Source organism: Microbacterium sp. Au-Mic1, assembly GCF_021341785.1.
In the GTDB taxonomy this organism is placed as follows: domain Bacteria; phylum Actinomycetota; class Actinomycetes; order Actinomycetales; family Microbacteriaceae; genus Microbacterium.
Map to the genome: position 1 here is coordinate 17,092 of NZ_JAJTTF010000013.1, position 25,693 is coordinate 42,784.

Here is a 25,693-nt window from a genome sequence, read left to right on the forward strand (position 1 = left end):
CGAAGGCGACGGAGACGAAACGCGGTGCTCTCTCACAAGGGCACCGCGTTTCGTCTCGCTCCTCGCTGCGCTCAGTGCTCGCTCAACGACCCCGAGCGGGAGTTACAGCTGGCGGGCCTTCTTCAGCGCCTTCTCGTCGACGGGCGCCTCGCCCGACGCCCGGAGGTCGGCGTAGTAGGCGCGGGCCTCGTCCTGACGGATCTGCTCCGCGCCCGAGGCGAGCGGTGCACGCAGGTGCTCGGGCTCGTAGCCGAACGCCTTCACCAGGTCGAGCGCGTGCGGACGCAGGCGGGCGCAGAGCCGGTCGATGTAACGAGAGACCGAGGCGGCGCGCTGCGCCGAGAGCCGGCCGTTGATGAGGTACCAGGCGAGGTGCTTCTCGACGAGCTGCAGACCGAACAGGTCGCGCAGCCAGGTCAGCACCGTCTTGCTGTCCTCGTCCTCGATGCGGCCCAGGGCGTCGGTGAACGCCTCCCACTGCAGCAGTTCGCCGTGTGCGCGCGCCGCCTCGATGAGCTCGGCCTGGTTCTCGTTGAACAGCTTCTCGCCGAGCACCTTGTCCTTGCCGGCCGCGCGTAGGCGTCCCGCGATGTCCGCGACCATCTGCTGCACGCGATCGGTCAGCAGCTCGTGCTGCTGCTCGGCGCGCAGGCCGTTCTCGACCGATCGCGCCGTGGATCCGAGATCCGCGACGGCCTGCCCGAACTGGCGCAGACCCGCGCCGTGGAACACCCGACCCGCGGTCTGCCCGACGGCGTACTTCGCGAGCGTCTTGGCGTCGGCGCCCTTGAACTGCCGGGCGAAATCTGTGAGCAGGCGCTTGCCGACCAGCTGCAGCAGGATGTTGTTGTCGCCCTCGAAGGTGACGTAGATGTCGAGGTCGGCGCGGAGGCCCACGAAGCGGTTCTCGAACATGAAGCCCGCGCCGCCGCACGCCTCGCGGCACTCCTGCAGCGTGTCCAGCGCGTGCCAGGTGGAGAGCGGCTTGAGCGCCGCGGCGAGGGTCTCCAGGTCCTCTCGGTCCTGCGGGGTGTCGGTGCGTCCGGAGAAGACGCCGTCGAACTTCTGCAGGAACTCGTCGTGCGCGAACAGCTGCGCGTACGTGGTGGCGAGGCGGGGCAGCAGGCGGCGCTGGTGCTTGCCGTAGTCGAGCAGCGTGGTCTCCTCGCCGCTGACGCCATTGAACTGGCGGCGCTGGGTGGCGTAGGTGATCGCGATGTCCAGGCCGAGCGCCGAGGCCCACGACGCGGCGCCGTCGAGCGAGACCCGGCCCTGCACCAGCGTGCCGAGCATCGTGAAGAAGCGGCGGCCGGGGCTGTCGATGGCGCTGGAGTAGGTGCCGTCGGCCGCGACGTCGCCGTAGCGGTTCAGCAGGTTGGTGCGCGGGATCCGCACGTGGTCGAAGCTGAGCCGGCCGTTGTCGATGCCGTTCAGGCCGCCCTTGAGGCCGTCGTCCTCGCGGCCGATGCCGGGCAGATCCACCCCGTCCTCGCCGCGCAGCGGGACGTAGAAGCAGTGCACGCCGTGGTTCACGCCGTTCGTGATCAGCTGCGCGAACACGGTCGCCGCGATGCCGTGCAGCGCCGCGTTGCCGAGGTACTCCTTGGTCGCCGCGCGGAACGGCGTGTTGATCACGAACTCCTCGGCCTCCGGGTCGTAGGTCGCCGTGGTTCCGATCGAGGCGACATCGGATCCGTGCCCGATCTCGGTCATCGCGAACGCGCCGGGGATCTCCAGGCTCATGATCCCGGGCAGCCAGCGGTCGTGGTGCTCGGCGGTGCCGAGCTGCAGCACGGCGGATCCGAACAGCCCCCACTGCACGCCCGACTTGATCTGCAGGCTGGGGTCGGCCGACACGAGCTCCTCGAACCCGGCGATGTTGCCGCCGTTGTTCTCCTCGCCGCCGAGGCGCTTGGGGAACGCGCGGTGCACGGCCTTGTTCTGCACCAGGAGGTGCATCTGGCTCAGCACGCGCTCGCGGTGCTCGTCCTTGCCGAGCGAGTCATCGCGCCAGAACGCCGGATCCTTGATCATCTCCCGCGCCTCGCGGCGGGTGTCCGCCCAGGTGCCGAGCAGCAGATCGCCGACCGCGTCGACGTCGATGCGCGTCGTGGTGTCGTCCAAGCTGTTGTCAGCGCTGTTCGCGGCGTTCGTCCGAAGGGCGGCGTCGACCATGAGGATCCTCTCGTGAGGTTTCGGGGATGCCTTCATGGTAGATCTGTCACAACGTGGAGCGAAGGCGGCTGTGGACTTCCCCCAAGGCATACTCGCCACGAGGGCCCACCCGCTTGTGGCGATGCCACAGCCGCACGGACGCAGCCCCGGACAGGGCAGCCGCTACGGGCGCCCGCCCGTCAGGTCTCAGCGGATCAGGCGGTAGCCGCGGGCAGCGTCGTAGCCGTGGATCTCCCGGGTGTCGAGCGCGGCCATGAAGTCGAGCACCTCCGCCGTGACGATCTGCCCCGGCACGAGCACCGGGAAGCCGGGAGGGTACGGCGTCACGAAGCCCGCCGAGACCGGTCGCTCCCCGCGCGAGACCCGCTCGCGCAGCTCCTCGGGCGTCGCATACTCGATCAGACCCCGCCGCTGTCCGTCGTAGAACGCCCCGCGCAGATCGCCGTCGGGCAGTCCCGAGGGATGCGCATAGGCGGGCGCGAACGCGCTGAAGTCCGGCAGCGGCGGCATCGCATCGTCGTCGGTGCGGGCCTCCGGAAGCCCGCGCGTCGCACGATCCCGCTCGAACCGCTCGGCGAGCTTGACGAGCACTTCGATCAGATACGCGATCGCGCTGCGCGAGGTGCCGATGTTCGTCATGAACAGCACCGTGTTGCGGCTGGTCTTGTTGACCTGGATCCCGTACTGATCCATGAGGTGCGTGTGCTTGAAGGTGTCGCCGTCGACGCCCGTGCGCGTGATCTCGATCGTGACCCGGCTCGGGTCGATCACGAACTCGTCGTCGCGCCACGCCCGCCACATCGCGGCGAGGCCGTCCCGCAGCGGCATCGGCCGGGTGCTGCGGCGATAGTCCGCCGGGATCAGGTCGCGCATCGTGAGCACGCGGAAGGTGCGACGCAGCAACGGGTGCCGCGCGACGGACTGGGCGAGGCTGGTCGCGAGGTCGAGCTGGCGCTGCACGAGCTCGAAGCCCTCGAGCTCGACCTGGCGCCGGCCGAGGTCGAGCGAGGCGAGGATCTGGTAGTTCGGCGAGGTCGAGGTGTGCGTCATGAACGCCTCGTGGAACGCGTACTCCGCCTCGAGCGCCCAGTCCTGGTCGTAGACGTGGATCATGGAGCCCTGGCGGAGCGCGGTCAGCGTCTTGTGCGTCGACTGGGTCGCATAGACCCTGATGCGCGCGTCGGGCGAGGGGATCAGCTCCTCCCGCATCCACGCCTCGTCGTCCTGCGGCTCCCCCGAGTCCGCATCGAACAGCCTCGCGCGCTGCGCACGGTACGCCGCCGCGTGCGCGGACGAGCGCAGCCGCTCCTCGAGGCGCTTGGCCGACGCCATCGCGGTGCGCTGCCGGGTCACCGGGTGGAACGCCGCGAACGCGAACCAGGCCTCGTCCCAGAGGAACACCAGGTCGGGCTTGATCGCGAGGCACTCCGACATCACCCGGTCCGGGTCGTACACGATGCCGTCGAACGTGCAGTTCGTCAGCGTGATCATGTGCACCTCGTGCAGTCGGCCCGCGGCACGGTAGTCGAGGAGCAGCCGCTTGATCCGCTCCAGCGGCACCGCCCCGTAGAACGCGAAGTCGTCGAGCGGGTACGCCTCGAGATAGGCGGTGCGCCCGCCGGTCAGCATGAGCGCGTGATGGTGCGACTTGTGGCAGTTGCGGTCGACGAGCACGACGTCGTCCGGCTCCACCAGCGCCTGATGCACGATCTTGTTCGCCGTGGACGTGCCGTTGGTGACGAGGAAGGTGCGCTGCGCCCCGAAGGCCCGAGCCGCCAGATCCTGCGCCTTCTTGATCGCCCCGGTCGGTGCGAGCAGCGAGTCCAGCCCGCCGGACGTCGCCGACGTCTCGGCGAGCAGGAGGTTCATGCCGTAGAAGTCGGCGAGGTCGCGGATCCACTTCGAGGTGACGACGGATCCGCCTCGCCCCACCGGCAGGGCGTGGAACACCCCGACCGGGCGGCGGGCGTGGTTCTGGATCGCCGCGAAGAACGGCGCGTCGTAGAGGTGCGAGACCCGGCGCAGCAGCGACAGATGCAGCTCGAGCTGATCCTCGCGTCGGAACACCCGCCGGAACCGATGGGTCAGCGCCCCCGCCAGGTCCTCGATGTGCGCGCCCGCCACCAGGTACAGATCGACCTCCGGCCGCAGGGCGTGCAGGGTGTCGGCGAGGCGCAGCACGCGCTGCACCGAGGGGATCGAGCTGCGCGCCGCCGCGGGCGCCGTCGCCGCCTGATCGTGCGCGAGCGCGATCGTCTCGCGCAGGTCGCCGCTGAGCACCTGGTGGCTGCGATCGCTGAATCCGGGACGCACGACGCAGGCGAGGATGTTCGGGTTCGTGAGCAGCGCCGCGATCGCGTCGTCGGCCGACGGCACGATCACGAAGTCGTAGATGAAGTCGTCCGCGTCGGTGCGCAGCCGTCGCCCCTCGGACACGATCGCGTCGCGATCCGCCGGGGTGGTCTCGTCGATCAGCAGCACCTCGAACCGCGTGCGCGGATCCGCATCGTCCTGCAGCTCGGCGAGGTCGGCCTCGTCGACGACCTGATCGGACCCGCCCGGGACGGACGTGCCACGGAGGCGATGCACGACCCGCCCGATGCGCTCCAGCGCGGAGGTGGCGTCGTCCTGTTCGATCAGCTCCCGGATGTGCCGCACGTAGCGCTGCCCGAAACCGGCCCAGTACAGCTCGATCGTCTCCAGCGCCCGCAGCGAGCGCCGGATCTCGTCACGGTTGGCGACGGCGTCACGTGCGTCCGCTTCGACCGCGAGCCGCTTGACGGCGAAGCGCAGGAACTCCCAGGCGTCGCTGCGCAGCCGCCAGGTGCTCGCCGGCATGCCCGGTGCGTTCGGGGTGTCGATCGTGCTGGTCATCGGCGGATTCCCTTCCGGCGGGAGCGCCGAGGGCGGCGCGTGCATCGGCTGGCTCGGGCACTGAGGTCGTCAGCGCACCGGCTGCCAGGGTCCCGCCGGGATATGGCGAGCCGTCGCGATCGGCGTCGATCACGACGTGTGGAGCGGGCGGGTTCCGTCTCGCGGGCCCCGTCGGACTCCCATCGTGCCACTCCGCGGGCGGATCCGATCGCCTCGTGTCGGACCGCTCGTCTGGGATCCGAGATGGCGGACACGCGGGTCGCGCGCGCCGCGACACCGCGCACGGACCGCACCGGACGTGAGGATCAGCCCGCGGCCGCGATGACGTCGAGCACGGCCGCGCCGTACGCCTCGCGCTTCTTCTCTCCGATGCCGCTGATGCCGACCAGATCCGAGGCCTGCGCGGGGCGATGCTCGGCGAGCGCGCGCAGCGTGGCGTCGCCGAACACGACGTACGCGGGCACGCCCTGCTCGCGTGCGGTCTGCGCCCGCCACGCCCGCAGCGCCTCGAACAGGTCGCGATCGCCCTCGGCGAGTGCCTCCGCGGCGCTCCTCTTCGCGGAGCGCCCACCCCCGGAGGATCCCGCACGGGTGACCACGTCGTGCCGCAGCTTCACAGGCGTCGTCCCCGCCAGCACCCCGCCGCTCGCCTCGCTGACCGCGAGCGTGCCGTACTCGCCCTGCGCCTGCATGAGCCCCTGTGCGAGAAGCTGCCGCACGACGGAGCGCCACTGCGCGTCGGCGAGATCGGATCCGATCCCGTACGTCGCGAGCTCGTCGTGCCGGAACTTGCGGATCTTCTCCGTGGAGGCGCCGCGGAGGATGTCGATGAGATGGCCCGCGCCGAACGACTGCCTGCGCTCGCGCTGCAGCCGCACGATCGTGGACAGCAGCTTCTGCGCGGGGACGAGTCCGTCCCAGCTGTCCGGCGGGGTGAGGCAGGTGTCGCAGTTGCCGCACGGCCCGGAGGCCTGGCCGAAGTAGCCGAGCAGGTTCTGCCGGCGGCAGTCGACGGTCTCGCACAGCGCGAGCATCGCGTCGAGGTGCTGATTCTGCCGCTGCTTGATCGCACGGTCGCCCTCGCCCTGCTGGATGAAGCGGCGCTGCTGCACCACGTCGCCCAGGCCGTAGGCCATCCATGCCACCGAGGGGTCGCCATCGCGACCCGCGCGACCGGTCTCCTGGTAGTAGCCCTCCACGGACTTCGGCAGATCGACGTGCGCGACGAAGCGCACATCCGGCTTGTCGATGCCCATGCCGAACGCGATCGTGGCGACGACGATCACGCCGTCCTCGCGGAGGAACCGGGACTGGTGCGCCGCGCGCGTGCCCGCGTCGAGCCCGGCGTGGTACGGGATCGCGTCGAGGCCCTGCGCGCTGAGGTACTCGGCCGTCTGCTCCACGGAGGAGCGGCTGAGCGCATAGACGATGCCGGCCGACCCCTCCGGCTGCGAGCGGATGAAGGCCACCAGCTGCTTGCGGACGTCGACCTTGGGCTCGATGCGGTACTGGATGTTGGGCCGGTCGAAGCTCGCGACGAAGTGCTTCGCCTGTGGCAGGTGCAGTCGCTCGGTGATCTCGCGGTGCGTCTCGCGGGTGGCGGTGGCCGTGAGCGCGATGCGGGGCACGCCCGGGAAGCCCTCGGCGAGCCCGCCGAGGGCGAGGTAGTCCGGGCGGAAGTCGTGCCCCCACTGCGACACGCAGTGCGCCTCGTCGATCGCGATCACGCTGAGGGTTCCGCGCTGCAGCAGCCCCAGGGTCTGCGCGTTCGAGAGCCGCTCGGGGGCGACGTAGAGGAGATCGAGATCGCCCGCGAGGTACGCCCGCTCGACGTCGGCCCGATCGGCGGACGTCTGCGTGGAGTTCAGGTACGCGGCGCGCACGCCGTTGGCGCGCAGCGCGTCGACCTGGTCATGCATGAGCGCGATGAGCGGGCTGACCACGAGCCCCGTGCCGGCACGGACGAGCGCGGGGATCTGGTAGCAGAGGCTCTTGCCGCCACCCGTGGGCATGAGCACGACGGCGTCGCCACCGCCCACGATCTGATCGATGATCGCGGCCTGGTCTCCGCGGAACGCGTCGTAGCCGTAGACCGCGGTGAGCGCGGCCAGGGGCGTGGGGTACTTGCTCGGTGCCGGAGCGCCCGTCGCCGCCGGAACGGGGAAGCTCCCCTGCGGAACGACCCCCGGGGTACCCGCCCACTCGCCCTCCTCGGGCGGGGGTGCCGCTTCCCAGGGCTCGTCCGCGTACGGCACGTCGGCGTACGGGTCGTCCAGCGGCGCATCGGACCACGGCAGATCCGCATACGGGTCGCGCGGATCGTTCTGGGGCATGCGTCCAGCGTAACGAGCGGAGCCGACACCGGAGGCCGCTGTCCACAGGCCGCGGCCTCGCGAGGGCACAGCGTTTCGTCTCGGTCGCGCTGCGCGCGTCCTCGCTCAACGACCCCGGGATGGGACGCTCTCTCGCGCTGCGCGCGTCCTCGCTCCACGGCCCCCGGGCGCGCTCCGCCCCGGCGCGCGCGTCCGGGCGTAGGTTGGATCCGAACCGCCGCACCGCACGAAGGAGCACGATGCCCGAGATCGCCGTGAGCTTGAACGAGGCCGAGTCGCGCTACGAGATCACCAGCGACGGCGCGCTCGCGGGGTTCGCCGAGTTCCAGCGCCGCCCCGGGATGATCCTGTTCATCCACACGGAGGTGGATCCGGCGTTCCAGGGCCAGGGTCTCGCGTCGCAGCTCGCCGCCGGCGCGCTGGCCGATGCGGTCGCCACCGGCGACACGATCGTGCCGTACTGCCCCTACATCAACAAGTACCTCCGCACGCATGATGTCCCGGGCGCGAAGGTGCGTTTCCCGACGGCCCCGGACGGGTCGGCATGAGCATGCACGGTCCGCGCGCGGCCGTGCTCGAGGCGCGCGAGGTTCCGCTCGGCGGCGTGCGCGCGATGAACGTGCTGCGCGTGCTGCCCAGCAAGGACGTGCCCACGATCGGCGCCTGGTGCTTCCTGGACCGGTTCGGCCCCGCCGAGGTGCGCATGCGCGTGGAGCCGCATCCGCACATCGGCCTGCAGACCGTGACATGGCCGCTGGTCGGCGAGATCCGGCATCGCGACACGATCGACAGCGATGTCGTGCTGCGCCGCGGGCAGCTGAATCTCATGACCGCCGGGCAGGGCATCGCGCATTCCGAGTACTCGGTGGGCGAGGAGGCCGGCCCGCTCGACGCGCTGCAGCTCTGGGTGGTGCTGCCCGACGGCGCCGCCACCGGTGCGCCCGGCTTCGAACAGCACCTGTCGCTGCCGGGTCTGACGCTTCCCGCCGAGACCGGATCCGACGTCGACGTCACCGTGGTGATGGGCTCCTATGCGGGCGTCGACTCGCCCGCGACGGCCTATACGCCGATCGTGGGTGCGGAGATCCGCCTCGAGCGCGGCACATCCGTCGTGCTGCCGTTCGATCCGGCCTGGGAGCACGGTCTGCTGCTCGTCGAGGGCGACGCCCGTGTCTCCGGATCCGACCTGGCCGAGACCGCGCTCTCCACGGACGACGTGCTGTTCCTCGGCGACTCCCGCGAGGGCGTCACCGTGTCGAGCGAGAGCGGGGCGCTGCTCTTCCTCCTCGGCGGCGAGCCCTTCGAACAGGACCTCGTGATGTGGTGGAACTTCGCCGCCCGCAGCCACGAGGAGATCGCGCAGGCGCGCGAGGACTGGGAAGCCGGATCCGACCGGTTCGGTCACGTCGTCGGTCACGGCGACGAGCGGGTGCCTGCTCCGCCGATCCCGCCCGTGCACCTCATGCCACGGCGCCGGAGGATCTGACCGGGAGCGCTCCCGGCCGATCCGCCCGGGAGCGCCGGTACGCTGGACGGGTGCCCGCCCGCTCCCCGCTGCCCACGCGGATCCTGCTCGTCTGCGCCGCCATCGGGGTCGCCACGGGCCTGCTCGGCGCCGCGGCCGGCTGGGTGACGATCCCCGTGATCGCCGGCGCGCCGTTCGCCTACGGCCTGGTTCTGGGTTCGCATGTGCTGCCGGGGATCATCGCGCAGGAGGTGCTGCGCCGGCCGCTGGTCGCACTCCTCACGCATGTGCTCGCCGCGCTCGTCGCGAGCGCCTTCAACCCGATCTGGTTCCCGCGCTTCCTCGGCACCGCGCTGCTGTTCGGTCTCATCCAGGAGGGCGTCGCCGCCCTCACCCGGTATCGCGCCTGGGGTGCCTGGAGGTTCTTCGTCTCGGCGGCGATCATCGGCGTGATCATCGCGGTCGTGGTGTGGTTCGTCGTCGATCTGGAGAAGCTGCCGCTCTGGGCGCGGATCATCTACCTCCCGTTGGCCGTACTCGGCCCGATCGCCTGGACCGCGATCGGCCTGCGCATCGGCATCTCGCTGCGTCGCGCCGGCGTCGCCCCGCACTGAGCGCGCCCCCTCGCGAGCGCCCCCGCACGGCGTCGACCTTTCGCCGACGTCGCTGGCCGACGCTCTGCACCCCGAGGGTTCCAGCCCCACTAGGTTAGGCTTGCCTAAGCAGCCCTTCCCGAACGGAATCCCATGCCCTCCGCCCCGCTTCTGCGCGTGCGCGATCTCACGGTCACGCATCGCGGCGCGGGCGATCCCGCGGTCCGCGACGTCTCCTTCGATGTGAACGCCGGCGAGGTCGTTCTCCTCCTGGGCCCGTCCGGATCCGGCAAGTCCACGCTCGCGCTCGCGCTCGGCGGGCTGATCCCGCACTCGCTCGACGCCGAGATCACCGGCACCGTCGCGGTCCGCGGCCATGAGACCGCCACCACGCCCGTCGCCGAGCTGAGCCGGGATGTCAGCACCGTGTTCCAGGATCCGGATGCGCAGATCGTCACCGGATCCGTCCTGGACGAAACGGCGTTCGCGCTCGAGAATCTGTGCCTGCCCGTGAACGAGGTGCTGGAACGCACCGAGCACGCCCTCCGCCGCATGGGCCTGTGGGAGCGCCGCGACGAGAACCCCGACCGTCTGTCCGGCGGAGGGAAGCAGCGTCTGGCGATCGCCGCCGCACTCGCGACGTCCGCCCCGGTGCTCATCCTGGACGAGCCCACGGCGAACCTCGACCCGTCCGGCACCGCCGAGGTGCATGCGGCGCTCGCGAGCCTCGCCGGGCCGACGCGCGCGATCGTCCTCGTCGAGCACGACCTCGACGCGGAGTGGTTCCTGAGCCCGCGGAGCACGGTCGAGGCCGGCTTCGCGACGCGCGCCATCGTGCTCGACGACGACGGAAGGGTCGCCTTCGACGGCCCCGCCGCGTCGATTCTGCGCGAGCACGCCGACGAGCTGGTGGCGCTCGGCGTGCGCCTTCCCACGGCCGCCCTCGCCGCGCGGCGGCTGAACGAGGGGCTGCCGTCGCTCGGGACGGATCCGATCGCCCCCCTTCCGCTCACGGCCACGGAGCTCGCGGCGGCGCTGCGGACTCTGGGGGCGGACGCGCCGATGTCCGAGACCCCGTCGATTCCGGCAGCACGACCCGGATCCGGCGTTCTCACGACCGGATCTGCGGAGCCTCATCCCGTCGATGCGCCGGAGCCGGTCATCGCCGTGCGCGGCCTGGACGTCGCCCGCGGGCGAACGCCGATCCTGCGCGGTATCGACCTCGACATCGCGCCCGCGTCGATCACGGCCGTGATCGGGCCGAACGGCGCGGGCAAGTCGACGCTCGTGCAGGCACTGGCCGGAGTGGTGCCACCGCCGCGTGGGCGTGTCCGGCTCCTGGGCCTCGACCCGGCGACCGCGTCACCGCGCACCCTGGCCGCGCACATCGGCTTCGTGTTCCAGAACCCGGAGCACCAGTTCATCGCGCACACGGTGTTCGACGAGCTGGCGCATGGCCTTCGGCTGCGTCGCACCCCGCCCGAGGAGATCGCCGAGCGCGTCGGGGCGATGCTCGATCGCTTCGGCCTCGCGGACAAGGCCGCCACGCACCCGTACCTGCTCTCGGGCGGCGAGAAGCGCCGGCTCTCGGTGGGCACCGCGCTCATCACGCGCCCCCGCATCCTCGTGCTCGACGAGCCGACGTTCGGTCAGGATCTGCGCCGCACCGACGAGCTGCTCGCTCTGTTCCGAGAGCTCCGCGCCAACGGCACGACGATCGTGCTCGTGACGCACGACCTCGACCTGGTGGTGCGACATACGACCCACACGGTGCTCGTCGAGGGCGGCGCGGTCGTTGCCGCCGGCCCCACCCCGGCGCTCGTGCGCGATGGCCTGATGCCGCTTCCGACGGCATACGCGGCGGTCCCGCCGGCGCTGCGCCGGCTGCTCGCCGACGAGGACGCGGCCGTCGCCGGAGCACCCCGCGCAGAGACGACCCAGGCCCCACCGGCCTCGGCGGCGGAATCAGCTCAGGCGACCCCGCCGGATCACCCCTCCCCGACGGCCCCGACGGCCCCGTACGCCGAGCAGCCGTCGGCACCGGCGCGCGCCTGGCTGCACGGCCTGAACCCGCTCGCCAAGCTCGGAGCGGTGCTGCCCGCGATGGCGCTGCTGCTGTTCGTGCGGGACCTCGCGACGCCGCTCGCATTCCTGGTGCTCGCCTACATGGTGCTGCTGACGGGCGCGCGACTGACCGCGCGCATCTGGGCGGTACTGCTGCTCGCGATCCCCGCGGGGATCCTCGTGCTGGGACTGTCCATGGCGCTGTGGACGGATCCGGCACAGGTCGCCGCGACCCCCGCCGTGCTGCAGATCGGCGCATGGCAGCTGCACGCCGGCGCGCTCGAGGCCGGGTTCGCGACGGGACTGCGGCTGGCGGCGATCCTCGCGCTCTCGCTCATCTCCGGCCTCACCACGACCGGGCCGGACGTGGTGCGTGCGGGCGTGCAGCAGCTGCGGATCCCGTACCGGATCGGCTACACGGCGCTCGCGGCCTACCGGTTCGTGCCGCGCTTCGGCTACGAGCTGAGCGTGATCCGGGCGGCGCACCGGGTGCGCGGCACGCATGGCGGGCGCGGCCCGTTCGCCCGGGTCGCACGCGGCTGGGGCTACATCGTGCCGCTGCTGGCGAGCGCGATCCGGCATGCCGAGCGGGTGGCGCTGGCCATGGACTCGCGCGCCTTCGGCGCGCATCCCACCCGCACCGAGCGGCACGAGGTGCCGTTCCGCGCGCGCGACCTCCTCTTCCTGATCCTGATGCTCGCCGCCTCCGCGGCTCTCCTGGTCCTGACATGATCCGGATTCGAAGCGCGCAAATGACTCCATGCACCGCGATTTCGGAGCCATTTGCGCACTTCGAAACACAGATGAAAGGTTCCCGATGGCATACAGCAAGATGGTCAAGCCGGCCTCGGCCGGGCTCGTCCCCCTCACCGTGCTGCGGACCGAGCGGCTCGCCCCGCACTGGATCCGCGTCACCCTCGGCGCCGGTGAGATCGAACGGTTCACCCCGATGGGTTTCGACCAATGGTTCCGGCTCTTCCTGCCTGTCGGCGGCGAGGCGGCGCTGAGCCGAGTGCCGGCCAAGGCCAACCACACCCTCGGGTACCTGAAGTTCCTCCGGATCCCCGACGGCGAGCGCCCGGTCATGCGCAACTACAGCGTGCGTGCGTTCCGCCCTGCCGCGGCCGAGGCCGAGGCAGAGCTCGACGTGGACTTCGTGCTGCACGGCTCCGCCGCCGACGGCACCGCGGGCCCGGCCTCACGGTGGGCCGAGACCTGCCGTCCAGGCGAGCACGTGCTCGTGATCGATGAGGGGCTCACCTTCAATCCCGAGCGCGGCACGGACCGGGTGGTGCTCGTCGGCGATGAGACTGCTCTGCCCGCGATCGCCGCGATCTGCGCGTCGCTGCCCGCGCACGCGACCGGATCCGTGCTGCTCGAGGCGCCGTCCGCGGAGGACGCGCTGGATTTCCCGCACCCCGACGGCATCGACGTGCAGTGGTTCGTGCGCGCGCCCTCCGACCGGCCCGGCGTGCTCGCTCTGGCGGCACTGCGCGATCTGGCTCTCCCCGAGGCGCCGTTCCACGCCTATGCCGCGGGAGAGCAGGCGCTGGCTTCCGGTGCGCGCAAGCTTCTGGTCGGCGAGCGCGGCGTCGACAAGGGGCAGGTCAGCTTCTGCGGCTACTGGCGGATCGGCTCGTCCTCTCCCGCCTCCCGCGCGGCGCGCGAGACGGCGGCGGAACCGCTGGGCTGATTCCCTCCCGAACCGCCTCGAACCGCCTCCGGGCGCACGGGGCGCCGAAGGCGGTTCGATCCGGTTCGGACCGGCAGCGGACTCAGGCATCGAGCCCGCTCAGCTGATCTTCTTCTTGTAGATGGCGATCGCGAAGCCGTAGGCGACCACGAGGATCCCGACCATCCAGGCGAGGGCGATCCAGATGCTGGATCCCACCGGCTGCTCGTTGAACAGCGCACGGATGGTGTTCACGATCGACGTCACCGGCTGGTACTCGGCGAACCAGGCCACCGGACCCGGCATCGATGAGGTGGGCACGAACGCCGAGCTGATGAACGGCAGGAAGATGAGCGGGTAGCTGAAGGCGCTCGCGCCGTCCACGGTCTTGGCGCTCAGACCCGCGATCACGGCGAGCCAGGTCAGCGACAGGGTGAACAGGATGAGGATCCCGACCACGGCCAGCCATGCCCCGACCGAGGCCCCGGTGCGGAAGCCCAGCGCGAACGCGACGCCGACCACGATCGCCACGGACACGATGTTCGCGACGAGCGAGGTGAGCACGTGCGCCCAGAGCACGCTCGATCGGGCGATCGGCATGGACTGGAAGCGCTCGAAGATGCCGCCCTGCAGGTCCAGGAACAGCCGGTACGAGGTGTACGCGATGCCGGACGCGATCGTGATGAGCAGGATGCCCGGCAGCATGTAGTCGATGTACGACTGGTCGGATCCGGTGTGGATCGCCCCGCCGAGGACGTAGACGAACAGCAGCATGAGCGCGATCGGAGTTACCGCGGTGGTGATGATCGTGTCGGGGCTGCGCAGGATGTGCTTGAGCGAGCGGCCGGTGAGCGTACCGGTGTCACTCAGGACGTGGCTGGTCATTTCACTGCCTCCTTCGTGGAATCAGGGGTGGTCGCGGAACCCGCGGACGGGCCGACCAGGGCGAGGAAGACCTCCTCGAGGGTGGGCTGCTTCTCGACGTACTCGACCTTCGCCTGCGGCAGGAGCCGCTTGAGCTCGGCGAGCGTGCCGTTCTGGATGATCGTGCCCTCGTGCAGGATCGCGATCCGGTCGGCCAGCTGCTCCGCCTCGTCGAGGTACTGCGTGGTGAGCAGCACGGTGGTGCCGCCGTTCGCGAGCTCCTTGACGGTGTCCCACACCTCGATCCGCGCCTGCGGGTCGAGACCCGTGGTCGGCTCGTCGAGGAAGATCACCGGCGGATTGCCGATCAGGCTCATCGCGATGTCGAGCCGGCGGCGCATGCCGCCGGAGTAGGTGCCCGCGCGACGCCCTCCGGCGTCGGTGAGCGAGAACCGTGCCAGCAGCTCGTCGGCGACGGATCCGGGATCCTTCAGGTGCCGCAGCTTCGCGACGAGCACGAGGTTCTCGCGTCCCGTGAGGATCTCGTCGACCGCGGCGAACTGGCCGGTGAGGCTGATCGCGTCGCGGACGTCGTTCGGCGCCGAGGCGACGTCGAAGCCCTGGACGGTGGCGGCTCCGCCGTCGGCCTTCAGCAGCGTCGACAGGATCCGCACGAGCGTGGTCTTGCCGGCGCCGTTCGAGCCGAGCAGGGCGAAGATGCTGCCCCGTTCGACTTCGAAGTCGACGCCGCGCAGGACCTGCAGGTCCTTGAACGCCTTGGTGATGCCCCGCACGCGGATCGCGGGGGCGGTGAGGGTGGTCATGATCAGTTCTCCTTTCCTGCGACGTCGTCGATCGCCTTGTTGAGGCGGGTGCGCTCCTTGTCCAGCCACACCTTGCCGTTGTAGGCACGGGCGAACGTCTCGGCGAACTCCGCCGGGTCGTCGCCCACGATGTCGCGCACCGGGGTGCCGTCGGCGGCCGCGCGCTCCCAGAGGTCGGCGAGGTCGCTGAGCATCGTCACCATGGTGTCGCCGTCGACGATGCCGCCGGCGAGCATGAGGTAGCGATCCGTTGCCTTGGCGACGGTGCCGTAGGGCTGGGCGAGGGCCTCGATACGGGCCTTGTACTGCCGGTACTGCTTCTTCTGCTCGAGGGACCCGGTGAGGGCTTCGATCCACTTGGCGGCCATGTCAGGCTCCTTCGTTCGTGTCGGTCGTGCTGATGTGGGAGGTGTGGCGGAGCTGTTCGATGTGCTCTGCGAGGAAGCTCCAGGTCCTCCAGAACTCGGCGAGCTGATCCCGCCCCTGCGTGTTGAGCGAGTACACCTTGCGCGGCGGCCCCTTCTCGGACGGGACCTTCTCCACATCCACGAGGCCCCGCTGCTCGATCCGCACCAGCAGCGCGTAGACGGTGCCCTCCGCGATGTCGGAGAACCCTCCGTCCCGCAGCCGCGTGGTGATCTCGTATCCGTAAGCCGATCGCTCGGCCAGGATCGCCAGGACGATCCCCTCGAGAGTGCCCTTGAGCATCTCGGTCATCTGACTCGCCATCGCGATCGCCTCCTTCTTCTACTCAGTGATGTTGACTACCGGTAGACAGTAACACTGAGTACCGGTACATAGCAACACTGAATACCGAACTTTTTTCTCCCCGGTTCTGGCGGCTCCCATCAGCCGCACCGCTCATTCCTGGATCAGCGTCAGATCCGTCCGCGGCGCCGACGGGTTCGATGGCGCGAGCGACCCCCTCATCCCCGAGCCGACCTCTCGCCCACCGCATGACGAAACCCCCGGATCCGAGGATCCGGGGGTTTCGTCCGTCAGGCAGGCGCCAGGACAGCCGGGCGCCCCGACACCAGGGGCTTCGCGGGATGATCCGCTTCGACCGTGTCAGCACCTCTCAAGCCCAGTCATCGGCATGCAGCTGGCGCACGCCGCGGTCGTGCAGCAGGAACTGCGCCCGGAGGGGGATGCCGAGCGATGACGTCTGCCGCCGCAGCGCCCGGGCCCAGAGCCGCACATCGTCGTCCTCGCCGCCGACGGTCGCGTCGCCGATCCGCTCCCACACGAGCACGACGGCCGCATTGCCGGTGAGCTCGCGGAGCATCCCGATCCGGTGCGCGAGCACATGCGCCTGGGCGACGTCGCCGAGTTCATCGATCGACACCACCTCGAGCGGATCTGCCGGATAGTCGGCCATCGGCATGAGCGGCTCGCCGAGCCGTCCCCGGCCGTCGATGAAGAGCAGCCAGAACTGCCGCTGGTTCGCCCGTTGGAGCAGCAGCTCCAACGCATCGCGGAGGTCGTCGTCGCCGGTGAGCACGTGGTCGCGCAGAGTGTCGGGGTTCATGCGGTCAGCCTGCTCGTCCGGCGGGACCGGTGACCGGCCGATCACGCAACCGGTGCGGAACTGCGCCGGATCCGCGATTGTGGATAACCATCGACGACCGTCGGACGCCCCGCGATTCCGGCCCGGAAACGCCCCGATCTCCGCGTCCGCGGAAGGATTCGGCGCGGGATCGGAACGCGGGTATGGTCGCCCCCATGAAGACCTCTGCGCGCAACCGCTTCACCGGATCCGTCTCCGGGATCGCCGTCGGCACCGTCAACGACGAGGTGGAGGTGACGCTGCCCGACGGTCGCACGATCGCCGCCATGGTCACCCGCAACAGCGCCGAGCGCCTCGGCCTCGCGATCGGCTCCGAGGTGGTGGCCTTGACCAAAGCCCCGTGGGTGATCCTGGCCACGGACACGGAGGGCTACCGGTTCTCGGCACGCAATCAGTTCGTCGGCACCGTCAGCAGACTCGACCGCGGCTCCGTGAACTCCGCCGTCGACGTCACCTCGGGCGATGTGGTGATCACCGCCGTGATCACCAACGAGAGCGTCGACGAGATGGGTCTCGAGGTCGGCGCCGCCAGCACCGCCATGTTCAAGGCCTCGAACGTCATCCTCGCGATTCCGAGCTGAGCGACCGTTCAGCCGGCTCGCCCCCTTCCTGCCACGGCGAGCAGGCGGAGGACGATCCTGCAGGCAGCGGAGACGCCCCCGGATCCGAAGATCCGAGGGCGTACCGTGAGGCGTCAGGCGATCAGCGCTTGCCGGCGATCTGACGGCCGACGAGATCGCGCATGATCTCGTTCGTGCCGCCGTAGATGCGGTGCACGCGGGCGTCGGTGAACGCCTTCGCGATCGGGTACTCCATGATGTAGCCGTAGCCACCGTGCAGCTGGACACCCGTGTCGAGCACCTCCCACTCGCGCTCGGTCGTCCAGAACTTGACCTTCGCGGCGTCCTCGGCCGACAGCTTGCTGTCCTTGTAGGCGAGCAGCGCGCGGTCGACGTACGCCCACATCACCTCGGTGGTGGTGACCATGTCGGCGAGGCGGAAGCGGGTGTTCTGGAAGTCGGCGATGCGCTCTCCGAACGCCTCGCGATCCTTCGTGTAGGCGATGGTCCAGTTCGTGGCGGCCTCGGCCGCGGCAGCGGCGGCGACACCGATCGACAGGCGCTCGAGCGGGAGGTTCATCATCAGCTGGATGAATCCCTGCCCCTCCTTGCCGCTGATGAGGTTCTCGTCGGGGATGAAGACGTCGGTGAAGCTGAGCTCTGCCGTGTCCCAGCCGTGGAAGCCCATCTTGCTGAGCTTCTTGCCCTGGTCGAAGCCCGCCATGCCCTTCTCGACGATCAGCAGGCTGAAGGCGTCGGGCCGGTTGCCCTCACCGGTCTTCACGAAGGTCACGACGATGTCCGCCGTGGTCCCCGAGGAGATGAACGTCTTCGCGCCGTTGAGGATGTACCCGCCGTCGACCTTCTTCGCGTTGGTCTTGATGCCGCGCAGGTCGGACCCCGCACCGGGATCGGTCATCGCGAGCGCGCCGAGCACCTCGCCGGTCGCCATGCGGGGCAGCCACTTCGCCTTCTGCTCCGGCGTACCCATGTGCACGAGGTACGGCACGGCGAGATCGTCCTGGATCCCGAAGGCGCCCGCGAGCGATCCTGCGCCGGCCGCGATGACCTCCTCCATCACGATGGTGCGGAAGCGGTAGTCCTGCAGCATCCCGGCGCCGCCGAACTCCTCGGGCACGGAGAGACCGATCAGGCCGGCCTCGCCCGCCGCGAGCATGGTCGCGCGATCGATCTCGCCCGCCGCCTCCCAGCGCTCGATGGCCTCGTTCGTGACGTAGCGGCCGATGAAGTCCTTGACCAGGCCGCGGAAGGCCTCGTGATCCTCGTCGTAGATGTCGCGTTCCATCGCGCTCCTCCAGATCGTGTGTGCGTCTTCGCTCTCGCGATCCTACGCGGGAATTCGCGGATCTCGGCGCAGATTGTGGGAATGCATCCCACGGATCGTGAGACTCGGTGTCACGATTTGTGCAATCGCTCCAGCGGTGCGGAAATCGAGGGGATCACGCCTGCGCGGTCGCGCCCGCAGGCGTGACGGCATGCACGGAGGAGGTCGATCAGCCGACGTATGCGGGAGCCGCGGCGAGTCCGAAGAACTGCTCGAGGGTGGCGTAGCCCCCGTCGTGATAGGCCGTCGCGAGGGGCACGCCGACGTAGCGGAGATGCCACGGCTCGGGATCGTATCCGGTCACCGGGGTCTGCCCGGCGACGTAGCGGACGATGAAGCCGTACTGCCAGCCGTTCGCGGCGACCCAGGCGCCGGCAGCTGTGCCCCCGAAGGAGTCGATGTCGCCGCAGCCGGCCGCGCACGAGACCACATCGGCCGCGAGCCCGGTCTGATGCTCGCTGTGGCCGGGACGGGCGGAGAGCGCATCGCCCTGCGCCTGGCCGTACTGGGCGATCTGCCCCGAGTAAGTCTGCACCTGGGTGTCGTAGGAGCGATAGCCGCTGGCGAGCGCGATCGAACCGACACCGGCCGCGTTCGCCGCGGCCGAGAGCTGGTCCAGGGCGTGAGACGTGTCGGAGCGCAGCGATCCCGCTCCGTCGACGGTGAGCGCCGGATCCCCGAAGGATGTGGGCGCGAAGGTCACCGGGTTGAGCGGCCGGGTCTTGTTGACGACGACCCAGTCCCGGTTCGGGTCCGCCAGGTCTATGCACGGGGCGTTCCCTGCGGCGACCGCATCCCGGAACGCGGCACCACCGCCGAACGCCGCCACGACCGCGTCGTCGCCACCGGATGCGAGGGCCTGCTGCACGCCCGCCTGCGCACAGGGGTTCGCCGCGGGAGTCGCGTGCAGCTGCACGGACGGGAGGCTCGTGGCGGCCTCGGGCATCGTGACGCCGGCCGGCTTCGGGCCCGGATCCGCCGCGGCGAGACCTCCGGGACCGGCCTTGGCCGAACCGTCCGCGAGGGCCCAGAGCGCGCCGATCAGCGCGACCGCCAGCCCGAGGGTGACGAACAGCCGGAACGTCACACGCGGATCCATGCGGCGCGCGCGAGTCGGGTGCCGCGGGTCTGCCACGGATCCATTCTCACCGGCGGACCTGGACATCCGCGACATTCGAAGTTCTCCACGATTCTTTCTTGACTCCTTATCGTTGTTATGTTCGAATATGGCCATGAGGTGGCAAGGGCAGAGGATCGACGAGACGGACGCGCTCGCGCTGCCCGGCATGGAGAACCGCACGGGATTCCTCCGCACCGTGACGACCCCCGAGTTCGCCGGAATGACCTTCCACGAGGTGCTGGCGAAGTCAGCCTTGAACCATGTGCCCGGCCCCTCGAAGATGCCGTTCGACTGGACGGTCAACCCCTATCGCGGCTGCAGTCATGCCTGTGTCTACTGCGTCTCTCCCGACACGTTGATCCTCTGCGGCGACGGGCGGCAGAGGCCGCTGCGCGATCTCGACGTGGGAGATGAGATCTACGGAACCGAGATCAACGGCGCCTATCGGCGATACGTCCGCACGCGAATCCAGGCGAAGTGGGCGACGCGCAAGCAGGCATACCGGATCACTCTGGCCGATGGCACCAAACTCATCGCCAGCGGCGATCATCGGTTCCTCACGGACCGTGGGTGGAAGCATGTCACGAATGCCGAGCAGGGGCAGCGTCCGCACCTCACCACGAACAACCGCCTGATGGGGTTCGGCACAGGTGTTGTCGATGCACCGAACCGCGACGGGGAGTCGTTCCGTCTCGGGTATCTCTCGGGGATGATCCGCGGCGATGGGATGGTCTTCCGGCGCGCATATGACGACGGTAAGCGGGTCCGGAAGATGAACATGTTTCGGCTTGCATTGGCCGACGCGGAAGCGTTGGAACGCTCGCGTCTCTTCCTCGACAAGGAAGGCGTCGAGGTCCGTGAGCGCGCATTCGCCGCGGAGACACCGACCAGGCGTGCGATGAACGCGATCCACACTGGTGTCGCTCACTCGGTCGATCGCATCGAGAGCATCGCGACGGGATCGCTGCCGTCTGACCACGAGTGGTGCGCAGGCTTTCTGTCCGGTGCCTTCGATGCCGAGGGAAGCTGCTCCCGAGGAGTGCTTCGCATCGCGAACAAGGATCCCGAGTTCCTTGATCTGCTCTCGACCGCGATGACCGCCTGGCAGATCCCCCACGTCATCGAGCCTCCGCGCCCCAATGAAGTTCGTTCGGCCCGCGTCGTCGGGGGACTTCCGATGCGTCAGCGGTTCTTCGCCGTCACGCAGCCTGCAATCAGTCGAAAGCTCGACATCGAAGGCACCGCCGTCAAGACCGTCGCGGACCTCCGCGTGGTGTCGATCGAGCCGTTGCACAGGGAGCAGGACCTGCTCGACATCACGACGGGCACCGGCGACTTCATCGCCAACGGCGTGATCAGCCACAACTGCTTCGCCCGGGGGACGCACACCTATCTCGACCTGGACGCGGGGCGCGACTTCGACTCGCAGATCGTGGTCAAGGTGAACGTGGTCGAGACCCTCGAGAAGGAGCTGCGCCGCGGATCCTGGAAGCACGAGACGGTCGCACTCGGCACGAACACGGATCCGTATCAACGCGCGGAGGGGCGGTACCGGCTGATGCCGGGGATCATCCGGGCATTGGCGGATTCGGGGACGCCGTTCTCGGTGCTCACCAAGGGCACGCTGATCCGCCGCGACATCCCCGTGCTCGTCGAGGCCGCCGCCCGCGTTCCCGTGGACGTGCAGCTGTCGATCGCGATGTTCGACGAGACGCTGCGTGAGGCGATCGAGCACGGCGCCCCGTCCACGCAGGCTCGACTCGACACGGTGCGCGCGCTCAGCGACGCCGGATTCAGGGTCGGGGTGTTCCTGATGCCGATCCTGCCCCACCTCACCGACTCGGTGGACGCGATAGACGGCGCCCTGCGACGGATCAAGGAGTCCGGCGCCGACCACGTCATCTACGGGGCTCTGCACCTGCGGGCGGGAGTGAAGCCCTGGTTCCTGCAATGGCTGTCCGAGTACCGGCCCGACCTGATGTCGTCCTACCGGGTGCTGTACCCCGGGTCCGCAGCCGAGGCGACGAAGGACTATCGCGCCTGGCTCGCGCGGCGGGTCAGACCGCTGATCCGGCTGCACGGGCTGGAGGCGCTGCACTCCGACGACCGGCCGGCGCGGGGCAGCAGAACGGCTCCGGCGCGCGCGGTGCGCACCCCGGAGCCGTCATCGACGCTGTTCTGATCACCCTCGCCGAGTATCACGTCGCCGATTGCACGGGATTCCGTCGACTGGACGGGAGAGCCGCGCGAACAGGCCGGCAAGCCGTGCAGTCGGCGGCAAGCCGTGCCGTCGGCCTGCGATTCACCGGTGCGGAGGCTCAGTACCAGTTCGTGGCCTGCGAGTGGCCCCAGGCCGAGCACGGGGTGCCGTAGACGCTGGAGATGTAGCCGAGTCCCCAGCGGATCTGGGTGGTGGCGTTGGTCTGCCAGTCGTCACCGGCGCTGGCCATCTTGTCGCCGGGCAGCGACTGCGGGATGCCCGTCGCGCCGGACGAGTTGTAGGCCTGGTAGTTCCAGCCGGACTCCTTGTTCCAGAGCGAATTCAGGCACTGGAACTGGTCATCGCCCCAGCCGTATTCGCTGGCCATGATCTGCTGTGCGGCGGCGCGCGCGCCGTCCGGAGTGTTCGCCGCGGCCTGCGCCTCGGCAGCGGCCTGAGCCGCAGCGGCGGCCTGCGCGGCAGCCGCATCCGCCGCCTGCTTCTGCGCGACGGCGTTGTTCAGGTTGGTGCGCACTTCGGCGACCTGCGACTCCACCTTCTCGGAGTAGTCGGTGACGGCCACGGCGAGGGCGGTATGCACGGCGCCCTTCTCCGCAGTCCCGGCCGACAGCACATCGTGCGCCGACGTCAGGCCGGTCACGTCGACGAGCTTGCGGCCCTGGCCGAGGTCGAGGCCGGACGCCTTCACATCGGCGTTCACGGTCGCGGCGTCAGCCATCGCGGTCTTGGCGCTGTCGAGTGCCGCACGCACCTGCACCCGCTGGTTGTAGGCGGTCACATCGTCGACCTGGGCCACGGCCGGAGAGGCGGCGGCGACGGTCGGTGCGATGAGCACGGCACCGCCGACGACGAGGGCGCCGAGCACGGCGGTCGCGCTCAATGCGGCGACGGTCTTGCTGCGGGCAGAGCGGAAGAGCGGGGTTCTCGACATGACGAAGTAACGATCCTTGAAGTCTTCGGCGCCACTCGGGTAGCGACGCCAACGCCCTCGGGTCGGGCGTACAAGGTAACGATCCTGCATCACTGTTCCTGAGAGCACACCGAAGATCCCGGGATCCTGCAGAATATTTTGTCCGAATTCTCAGGTTCCGATTTCGCCACAGATCTCGGGCCGCAACGCGCTCTTCGCGCCTCTCACCCCGTCATGTCAGAGGTTCCGGATAGCGTCGCGGCATGGTCACACTTCGCTCTTGGCTGCCCGAAGACCGGCCGTTGCTCGACGCCTTCAACACGCCCGCGATGACGGCGCATCTCGTCGCTCCCGAGAGCACGGCGGAGCTGGAGCAGCGCCATCTCCGCTATCTGAAGGAGGACCTTCCCGGGCGGATGCTCGTGATCCTCGACGGGTCAGAGCCCGTCGGATCGATCGGCTATTGGGAGATCCGCGACGGCGGAGAGGTCGTCTGGGAGACCGGGTGGGGAGTGTTTCCGCAGCATCAGGGTCGAGGCCTCGCAGGGCTGGCGCTTCAGGAGCTCATCGCCGTCGTCCGCGCTGACGGGCGGCATGGCGAGATCCACGCCTATCCCGCCGTCGACAACGAGCCCTCGAACGCGCTCTGTCGTCGTGCCGGGTTCTCGCTGCGCACAACCACATCGTTCCCGTTCCGCGGCGAGGAGCTGCTCAGCAACGACTGGGTGCTCGTGCTCTGAGGCAGCGCCGCCGGTGCACGAAGGGCCGGGAGCGCGAATCCGGAATGATCCGGATCCGGCGCCCGGCCCTTCACCGCGACAGCTCGCCGCGTGGCCGCGTGACGGTCAGGAGGTGAGATCCGCCGCGGACGGCATACGTCCGGCGATCTCCTCGATGACGTCATCACCGAGGCGGGCCTCCTCGAAGGGGGCGTCGATCTCGGCGCGGTTCAGCAGCTCGGTCATACGACGACCGCGCGGGCGGGTGATCAGGGTCACGACGCGGCCGGCGTTGCCGGCACGACCGGTGCGGCCGGCCCGGTGCAGGTACGTCTTGTACTCGTCCGGCGCATCGGCCTGCACGACCAGGTCGATGTCGTCGACGTGGATGCCGCGCGCGGCGACGTCGGTCGCGACGAGCACGTTCACCCGGCCGGAGGTGAGCTTCTGCAGGTTGCGCGTGCGCTTGGCCTGGTTCAGGTCGCCGTGCAGCGAGACCGCGGGGATCCCCGCGTCCTCAAACGCCTCGGCGAGCTGCTCCGCGTAGGCGCGGGTGCGGGAGAAGACGAGCGTCCTACCGTCGCGGTCGACGAGCGAGGTGAGGATCTCGCCCTTGTCGCGGTGCTCGATCACGAGCACGCGGTGCTCGATCGTGCCGGAGTCCTGAGTCTCTCCGGCGACCTCGAAGACGGCCGGCTCCACGAGGAACTCGTCCACGAGCGCGGCGACTTCACGGTCCAGCGTGGCCGAGAACAGCAGCTTCTGGCTGCCCTCCCCCGTCGCGCGGAGGATCCGCTGCACCGGCTCGACGAACCCGAGCTCGCACATGTGGTCCGCCTCGTCGAGCACGGCGATCCGCACATCGGAGAGGTCGAGCTTGCCCTGGTTGATCAGGTCCTCGATGCGGCCGGGCGTGCCGATCACGATGTCGACGCCCTTCTTCAGCGCACCGACCTGGCGTGCCTGGGGCACGCCGCCGTAGATCTGCGTGGTGAAGAGGCCGACGCTGCGCGCGATCGGCTGCACGGTGCGGTCGATCTGCAGCGCGAGCTCACGCGTCGGAGCGAGGATGATCGCCTGCGGCGCACGACCGAACTCGCGCTTCTTGCCCTTCTGCGCCTTCAGGATGCTCTCCACGAGAGGAGCGCCGAACGCGATGGTCTTGCCGGATCCGGTGCGCCCGCGGGCGAGCACGTCGCGCCCCTCGAGCACGGCGGGGACGGAGGCCGCCTGGATCGGGAACGGCGTCACCGCACCCATGTTCGTCAGCACCTCGACGATGTTCGACCCGAGCCCGAGGTCGCCGAAGGTCACATCCGCGACCTCTTCGGCCTGCACGGTCTGCGCCTCGAGGCGCTCATGCACGACGTCCTCGACCTGCTCGTGCTTCGGACCGCGGTCCGCCGTACGGTTCCAGTCGCTGCGGCTCGGTCCGTCGGCACGGCGGGGACGGTCATCCCGGCGCGGACGGTCATCCCGACCGAAGCGCGGGCGCTCAGCACGATCGTCCCGACGGGGACGGTCGTCCCGGTCATACCGCGGACGGTCGAAGGACGGACGGCCGGCGCGGTCGTCACGCTGCGGGCGGTCGGCGCGAGAGCGGTCATCCCGGTCGTACCGCGGACGGTCATCCCGCTGGGGGCGATCGTTGCGGTCGAAGCGCGGACGCTCGGTCCGGCCGGCGCGGTCGTCGCGCTGCGGACGATCGTTGCGGTCGAAGCGGGGACGGTCGTCACGCTGCGGGCGATCATTGCGATCGAAGCGGGGACGGTCATCCCGCTGGGGACGGTCACTCCGGTCGAAGCGGGGACGGTCGTCACGTTGCGGGCGATCGTTCCGGTCGAAGCGCGGACGGTCATCCCGCTGCGGACGGTCACTCCGGTCGAAGCGCGGACGCTCGGTGCGACCGGAGCGGTCGTCGAACCGGGGACGGTCATCGCGACGGGAACGGTCGTCCCGATCGAAACGCGGGCGGTCATCCCGGCGGTGCGGGGCGTCGATACGGCCCGACTCGGCACGGTTGCGGATCGAGCGCGACTCATCGCGACCGGCGCGCTCCTGCGCGGACCAGCGCTGCTTCGGCGCGCGCTCGCCCGCGGCGGGCTCGGGGCGGTAGCCCCGGTGGTTCGGGGAACGGCTGCCGGGACGCGAGTCCACACGCCGATCGTCGCGGGCCGGACGGGCATCGCGGTCATATCCGCCGCGGCCGGACTCGCCATCGCGGGACGGTCGCCCCTGATTGTGACGATCGTGGAAGGAGGTCTTCTTCGCGTAGCGCGGCTCGAAGTTCGCCGAGGGGCGTCCGCCCTTGGGCTTGTGGTTCTTGGGCACGGGTATGTCCTTGTCTGGTTCTCGCACGAGAACAGCGCCCCGCCGCCCTCGTGGGG

At 69.8% G+C, this 25,693-nt stretch carries 20 protein-coding genes; 8 read left to right on the forward strand and 12 right to left on the reverse strand.

From position 1 onward, the window contains the following. Positions 1–102: 102 nt before the first annotated feature. The 3 genes from LXM50_RS15795 to recQ all read right to left on the reverse strand — a co-directional run bounded on the left by LXM50_RS15795 (position 103) and on the right by recQ (position 7,382). Positions 103–2,175 carry an acyl-CoA dehydrogenase gene (locus LXM50_RS15795; protein WP_233312429.1) on the reverse strand — a complete coding sequence of 691 codons (2,073 nt, stop codon included), beginning with the start codon at positions 2,173–2,175 and terminating at the stop codon, positions 103–105. Between the two features lie 186 nt (positions 2,176–2,361). Then, positions 2,362–5,049, reverse strand: a complete 2,688-nt coding sequence (locus LXM50_RS15800; RefSeq protein WP_233312430.1) for an aminotransferase class I/II-fold pyridoxal phosphate-dependent enzyme — start codon at positions 5,047–5,049, stop codon at positions 2,362–2,364. 305 nt (positions 5,050–5,354) lie between these two features. Beyond that, positions 5,355–7,382 carry a DNA helicase RecQ gene (gene recQ, locus LXM50_RS15805; protein ID WP_233312431.1) on the reverse strand — a complete coding sequence of 676 codons (2,028 nt, stop codon included), beginning with the start codon at positions 7,380–7,382 and terminating at the stop codon, positions 5,355–5,357. Positions 7,383–7,621: 239 nt separating this feature from the next. Between recQ and LXM50_RS15810 the strand changes: the two genes are divergently transcribed. From LXM50_RS15810 to LXM50_RS15835, 5 genes are all read left to right on the forward strand, one after another. Continuing rightward, on the forward strand, positions 7,622–7,930 hold the full coding sequence (locus LXM50_RS15810; RefSeq protein WP_233312432.1) for a GNAT family N-acetyltransferase: 309 nt from the start codon (positions 7,622–7,624) through the stop codon (positions 7,928–7,930). A gap of 2 nt (positions 7,931–7,932) precedes the next feature. Then, complete coding sequence (locus tag LXM50_RS15815) at positions 7,933–8,868, forward strand: pirin family protein (protein ID WP_374107841.1); 936 nt, start codon at positions 7,933–7,935, stop codon at positions 8,866–8,868. A gap of 50 nt (positions 8,869–8,918) precedes the next feature. Then, positions 8,919–9,461 (forward strand): ECF transporter S component, encoded by a 543-nt coding sequence (locus tag LXM50_RS15820; protein ID WP_233312434.1) that lies wholly within the window; start codon positions 8,919–8,921, stop codon positions 9,459–9,461. A 132-nt stretch (positions 9,462–9,593) separates the two neighbouring features. After that, positions 9,594–12,236 (forward strand): ATP-binding cassette domain-containing protein, encoded by a 2,643-nt coding sequence (locus LXM50_RS18785; protein ID WP_308192535.1) that lies wholly within the window; start codon positions 9,594–9,596, stop codon positions 12,234–12,236. Positions 12,237–12,321: 85 nt separating this feature from the next. After that, on the forward strand, positions 12,322–13,197 hold the full coding sequence (locus LXM50_RS15835) for a siderophore-interacting protein (RefSeq protein WP_233312435.1): 876 nt from the start codon (positions 12,322–12,324) through the stop codon (positions 13,195–13,197). Between the two features lie 99 nt (positions 13,198–13,296). Here the strand turns inward: LXM50_RS15835 and LXM50_RS15840 are convergent, their stop codons facing one another. The 5 genes from LXM50_RS15840 to LXM50_RS15860 form a co-directional block, all read right to left on the reverse strand. Beyond that, a complete protein-coding gene (locus LXM50_RS15840) occupies positions 13,297–14,061 on the reverse strand; it encodes an ABC transporter permease (RefSeq protein WP_233312436.1) in 765 nt (254 codons plus the stop codon). After that, complete coding sequence (locus LXM50_RS15845; protein WP_233312437.1) at positions 14,058–14,864, reverse strand: ABC transporter ATP-binding protein; 807 nt, start codon at positions 14,862–14,864, stop codon at positions 14,058–14,060. Before LXM50_RS15845 ends, LXM50_RS15840 begins: the two co-directional genes overlap by 4 nt. A gap of 2 nt (positions 14,865–14,866) precedes the next feature. Beyond that, the gene (locus LXM50_RS15850; protein ID WP_233312438.1) at positions 14,867–15,232 is read right to left on the reverse strand and encodes a DUF1048 domain-containing protein; all 366 of its coding nucleotides are present in this window, start codon (positions 15,230–15,232) and stop codon (positions 14,867–14,869) included. A 1-nt stretch (position 15,233) separates the two neighbouring features. Then, complete coding sequence (locus LXM50_RS15855; RefSeq protein WP_233312439.1) at positions 15,234–15,593, reverse strand: PadR family transcriptional regulator; 360 nt, start codon at positions 15,591–15,593, stop codon at positions 15,234–15,236. 349 nt (positions 15,594–15,942) lie between these two features. Then, positions 15,943–16,392 carry a hypothetical protein gene (locus LXM50_RS15860; RefSeq protein ID WP_233312440.1) on the reverse strand — a complete coding sequence of 150 codons (450 nt, stop codon included), beginning with the start codon at positions 16,390–16,392 and terminating at the stop codon, positions 15,943–15,945. Between the two features lie 194 nt (positions 16,393–16,586). On the opposite strand from LXM50_RS15860, the gene LXM50_RS15865 reads away from it, so the two are divergent. Then, the gene (locus LXM50_RS15865) at positions 16,587–17,012 is read left to right on the forward strand and encodes a molybdopterin-binding protein (RefSeq protein ID WP_233312441.1); all 426 of its coding nucleotides are present in this window, start codon (positions 16,587–16,589) and stop codon (positions 17,010–17,012) included. A 121-nt stretch (positions 17,013–17,133) separates the two neighbouring features. Here LXM50_RS15865 and LXM50_RS15870 read toward each other — a convergent pair whose 3' ends face one another. Both LXM50_RS15870 and LXM50_RS15875 read right to left on the reverse strand, forming a co-directional pair. Next, complete coding sequence (locus LXM50_RS15870) at positions 17,134–18,297, reverse strand: acyl-CoA dehydrogenase family protein (RefSeq protein WP_233312442.1); 1,164 nt, start codon at positions 18,295–18,297, stop codon at positions 17,134–17,136. 208 nt (positions 18,298–18,505) lie between these two features. Continuing rightward, on the reverse strand, positions 18,506–19,471 hold the full coding sequence (locus LXM50_RS15875; RefSeq protein WP_233312443.1) for a D-alanyl-D-alanine carboxypeptidase family protein: 966 nt from the start codon (positions 19,469–19,471) through the stop codon (positions 18,506–18,508). A gap of 97 nt (positions 19,472–19,568) precedes the next feature. Between LXM50_RS15875 and LXM50_RS15880 the strand changes: the two genes are divergently transcribed. After that, the gene (locus LXM50_RS15880; RefSeq protein WP_233312444.1) at positions 19,569–21,638 is read left to right on the forward strand and encodes an intein-containing Rv2578c family radical SAM protein; all 2,070 of its coding nucleotides are present in this window, start codon (positions 19,569–19,571) and stop codon (positions 21,636–21,638) included. 136 nt (positions 21,639–21,774) lie between these two features. Here LXM50_RS15880 and LXM50_RS15885 read toward each other — a convergent pair whose 3' ends face one another. Next, positions 21,775–22,608, reverse strand: coding sequence for a phospholipase (locus LXM50_RS15885; RefSeq protein WP_233312445.1), 834 nt, complete (start codon positions 22,606–22,608; stop codon positions 21,775–21,777). 242 nt (positions 22,609–22,850) lie between these two features. Here LXM50_RS15885 and LXM50_RS15890 point away from each other — a divergent pair, with 242 nt between their 5' ends. After that, on the forward strand, positions 22,851–23,327 hold the full coding sequence (locus LXM50_RS15890) for a GNAT family N-acetyltransferase (protein ID WP_233312446.1): 477 nt from the start codon (positions 22,851–22,853) through the stop codon (positions 23,325–23,327). Positions 23,328–23,432: 105 nt separating this feature from the next. Here LXM50_RS15890 and LXM50_RS15895 read toward each other — a convergent pair whose 3' ends face one another. Next, on the reverse strand, positions 23,433–25,637 hold the full coding sequence (locus LXM50_RS15895) for a DEAD/DEAH box helicase (RefSeq protein ID WP_233312447.1): 2,205 nt from the start codon (positions 25,635–25,637) through the stop codon (positions 23,433–23,435). Positions 25,638–25,693: the final 56 nt, after the last annotated feature.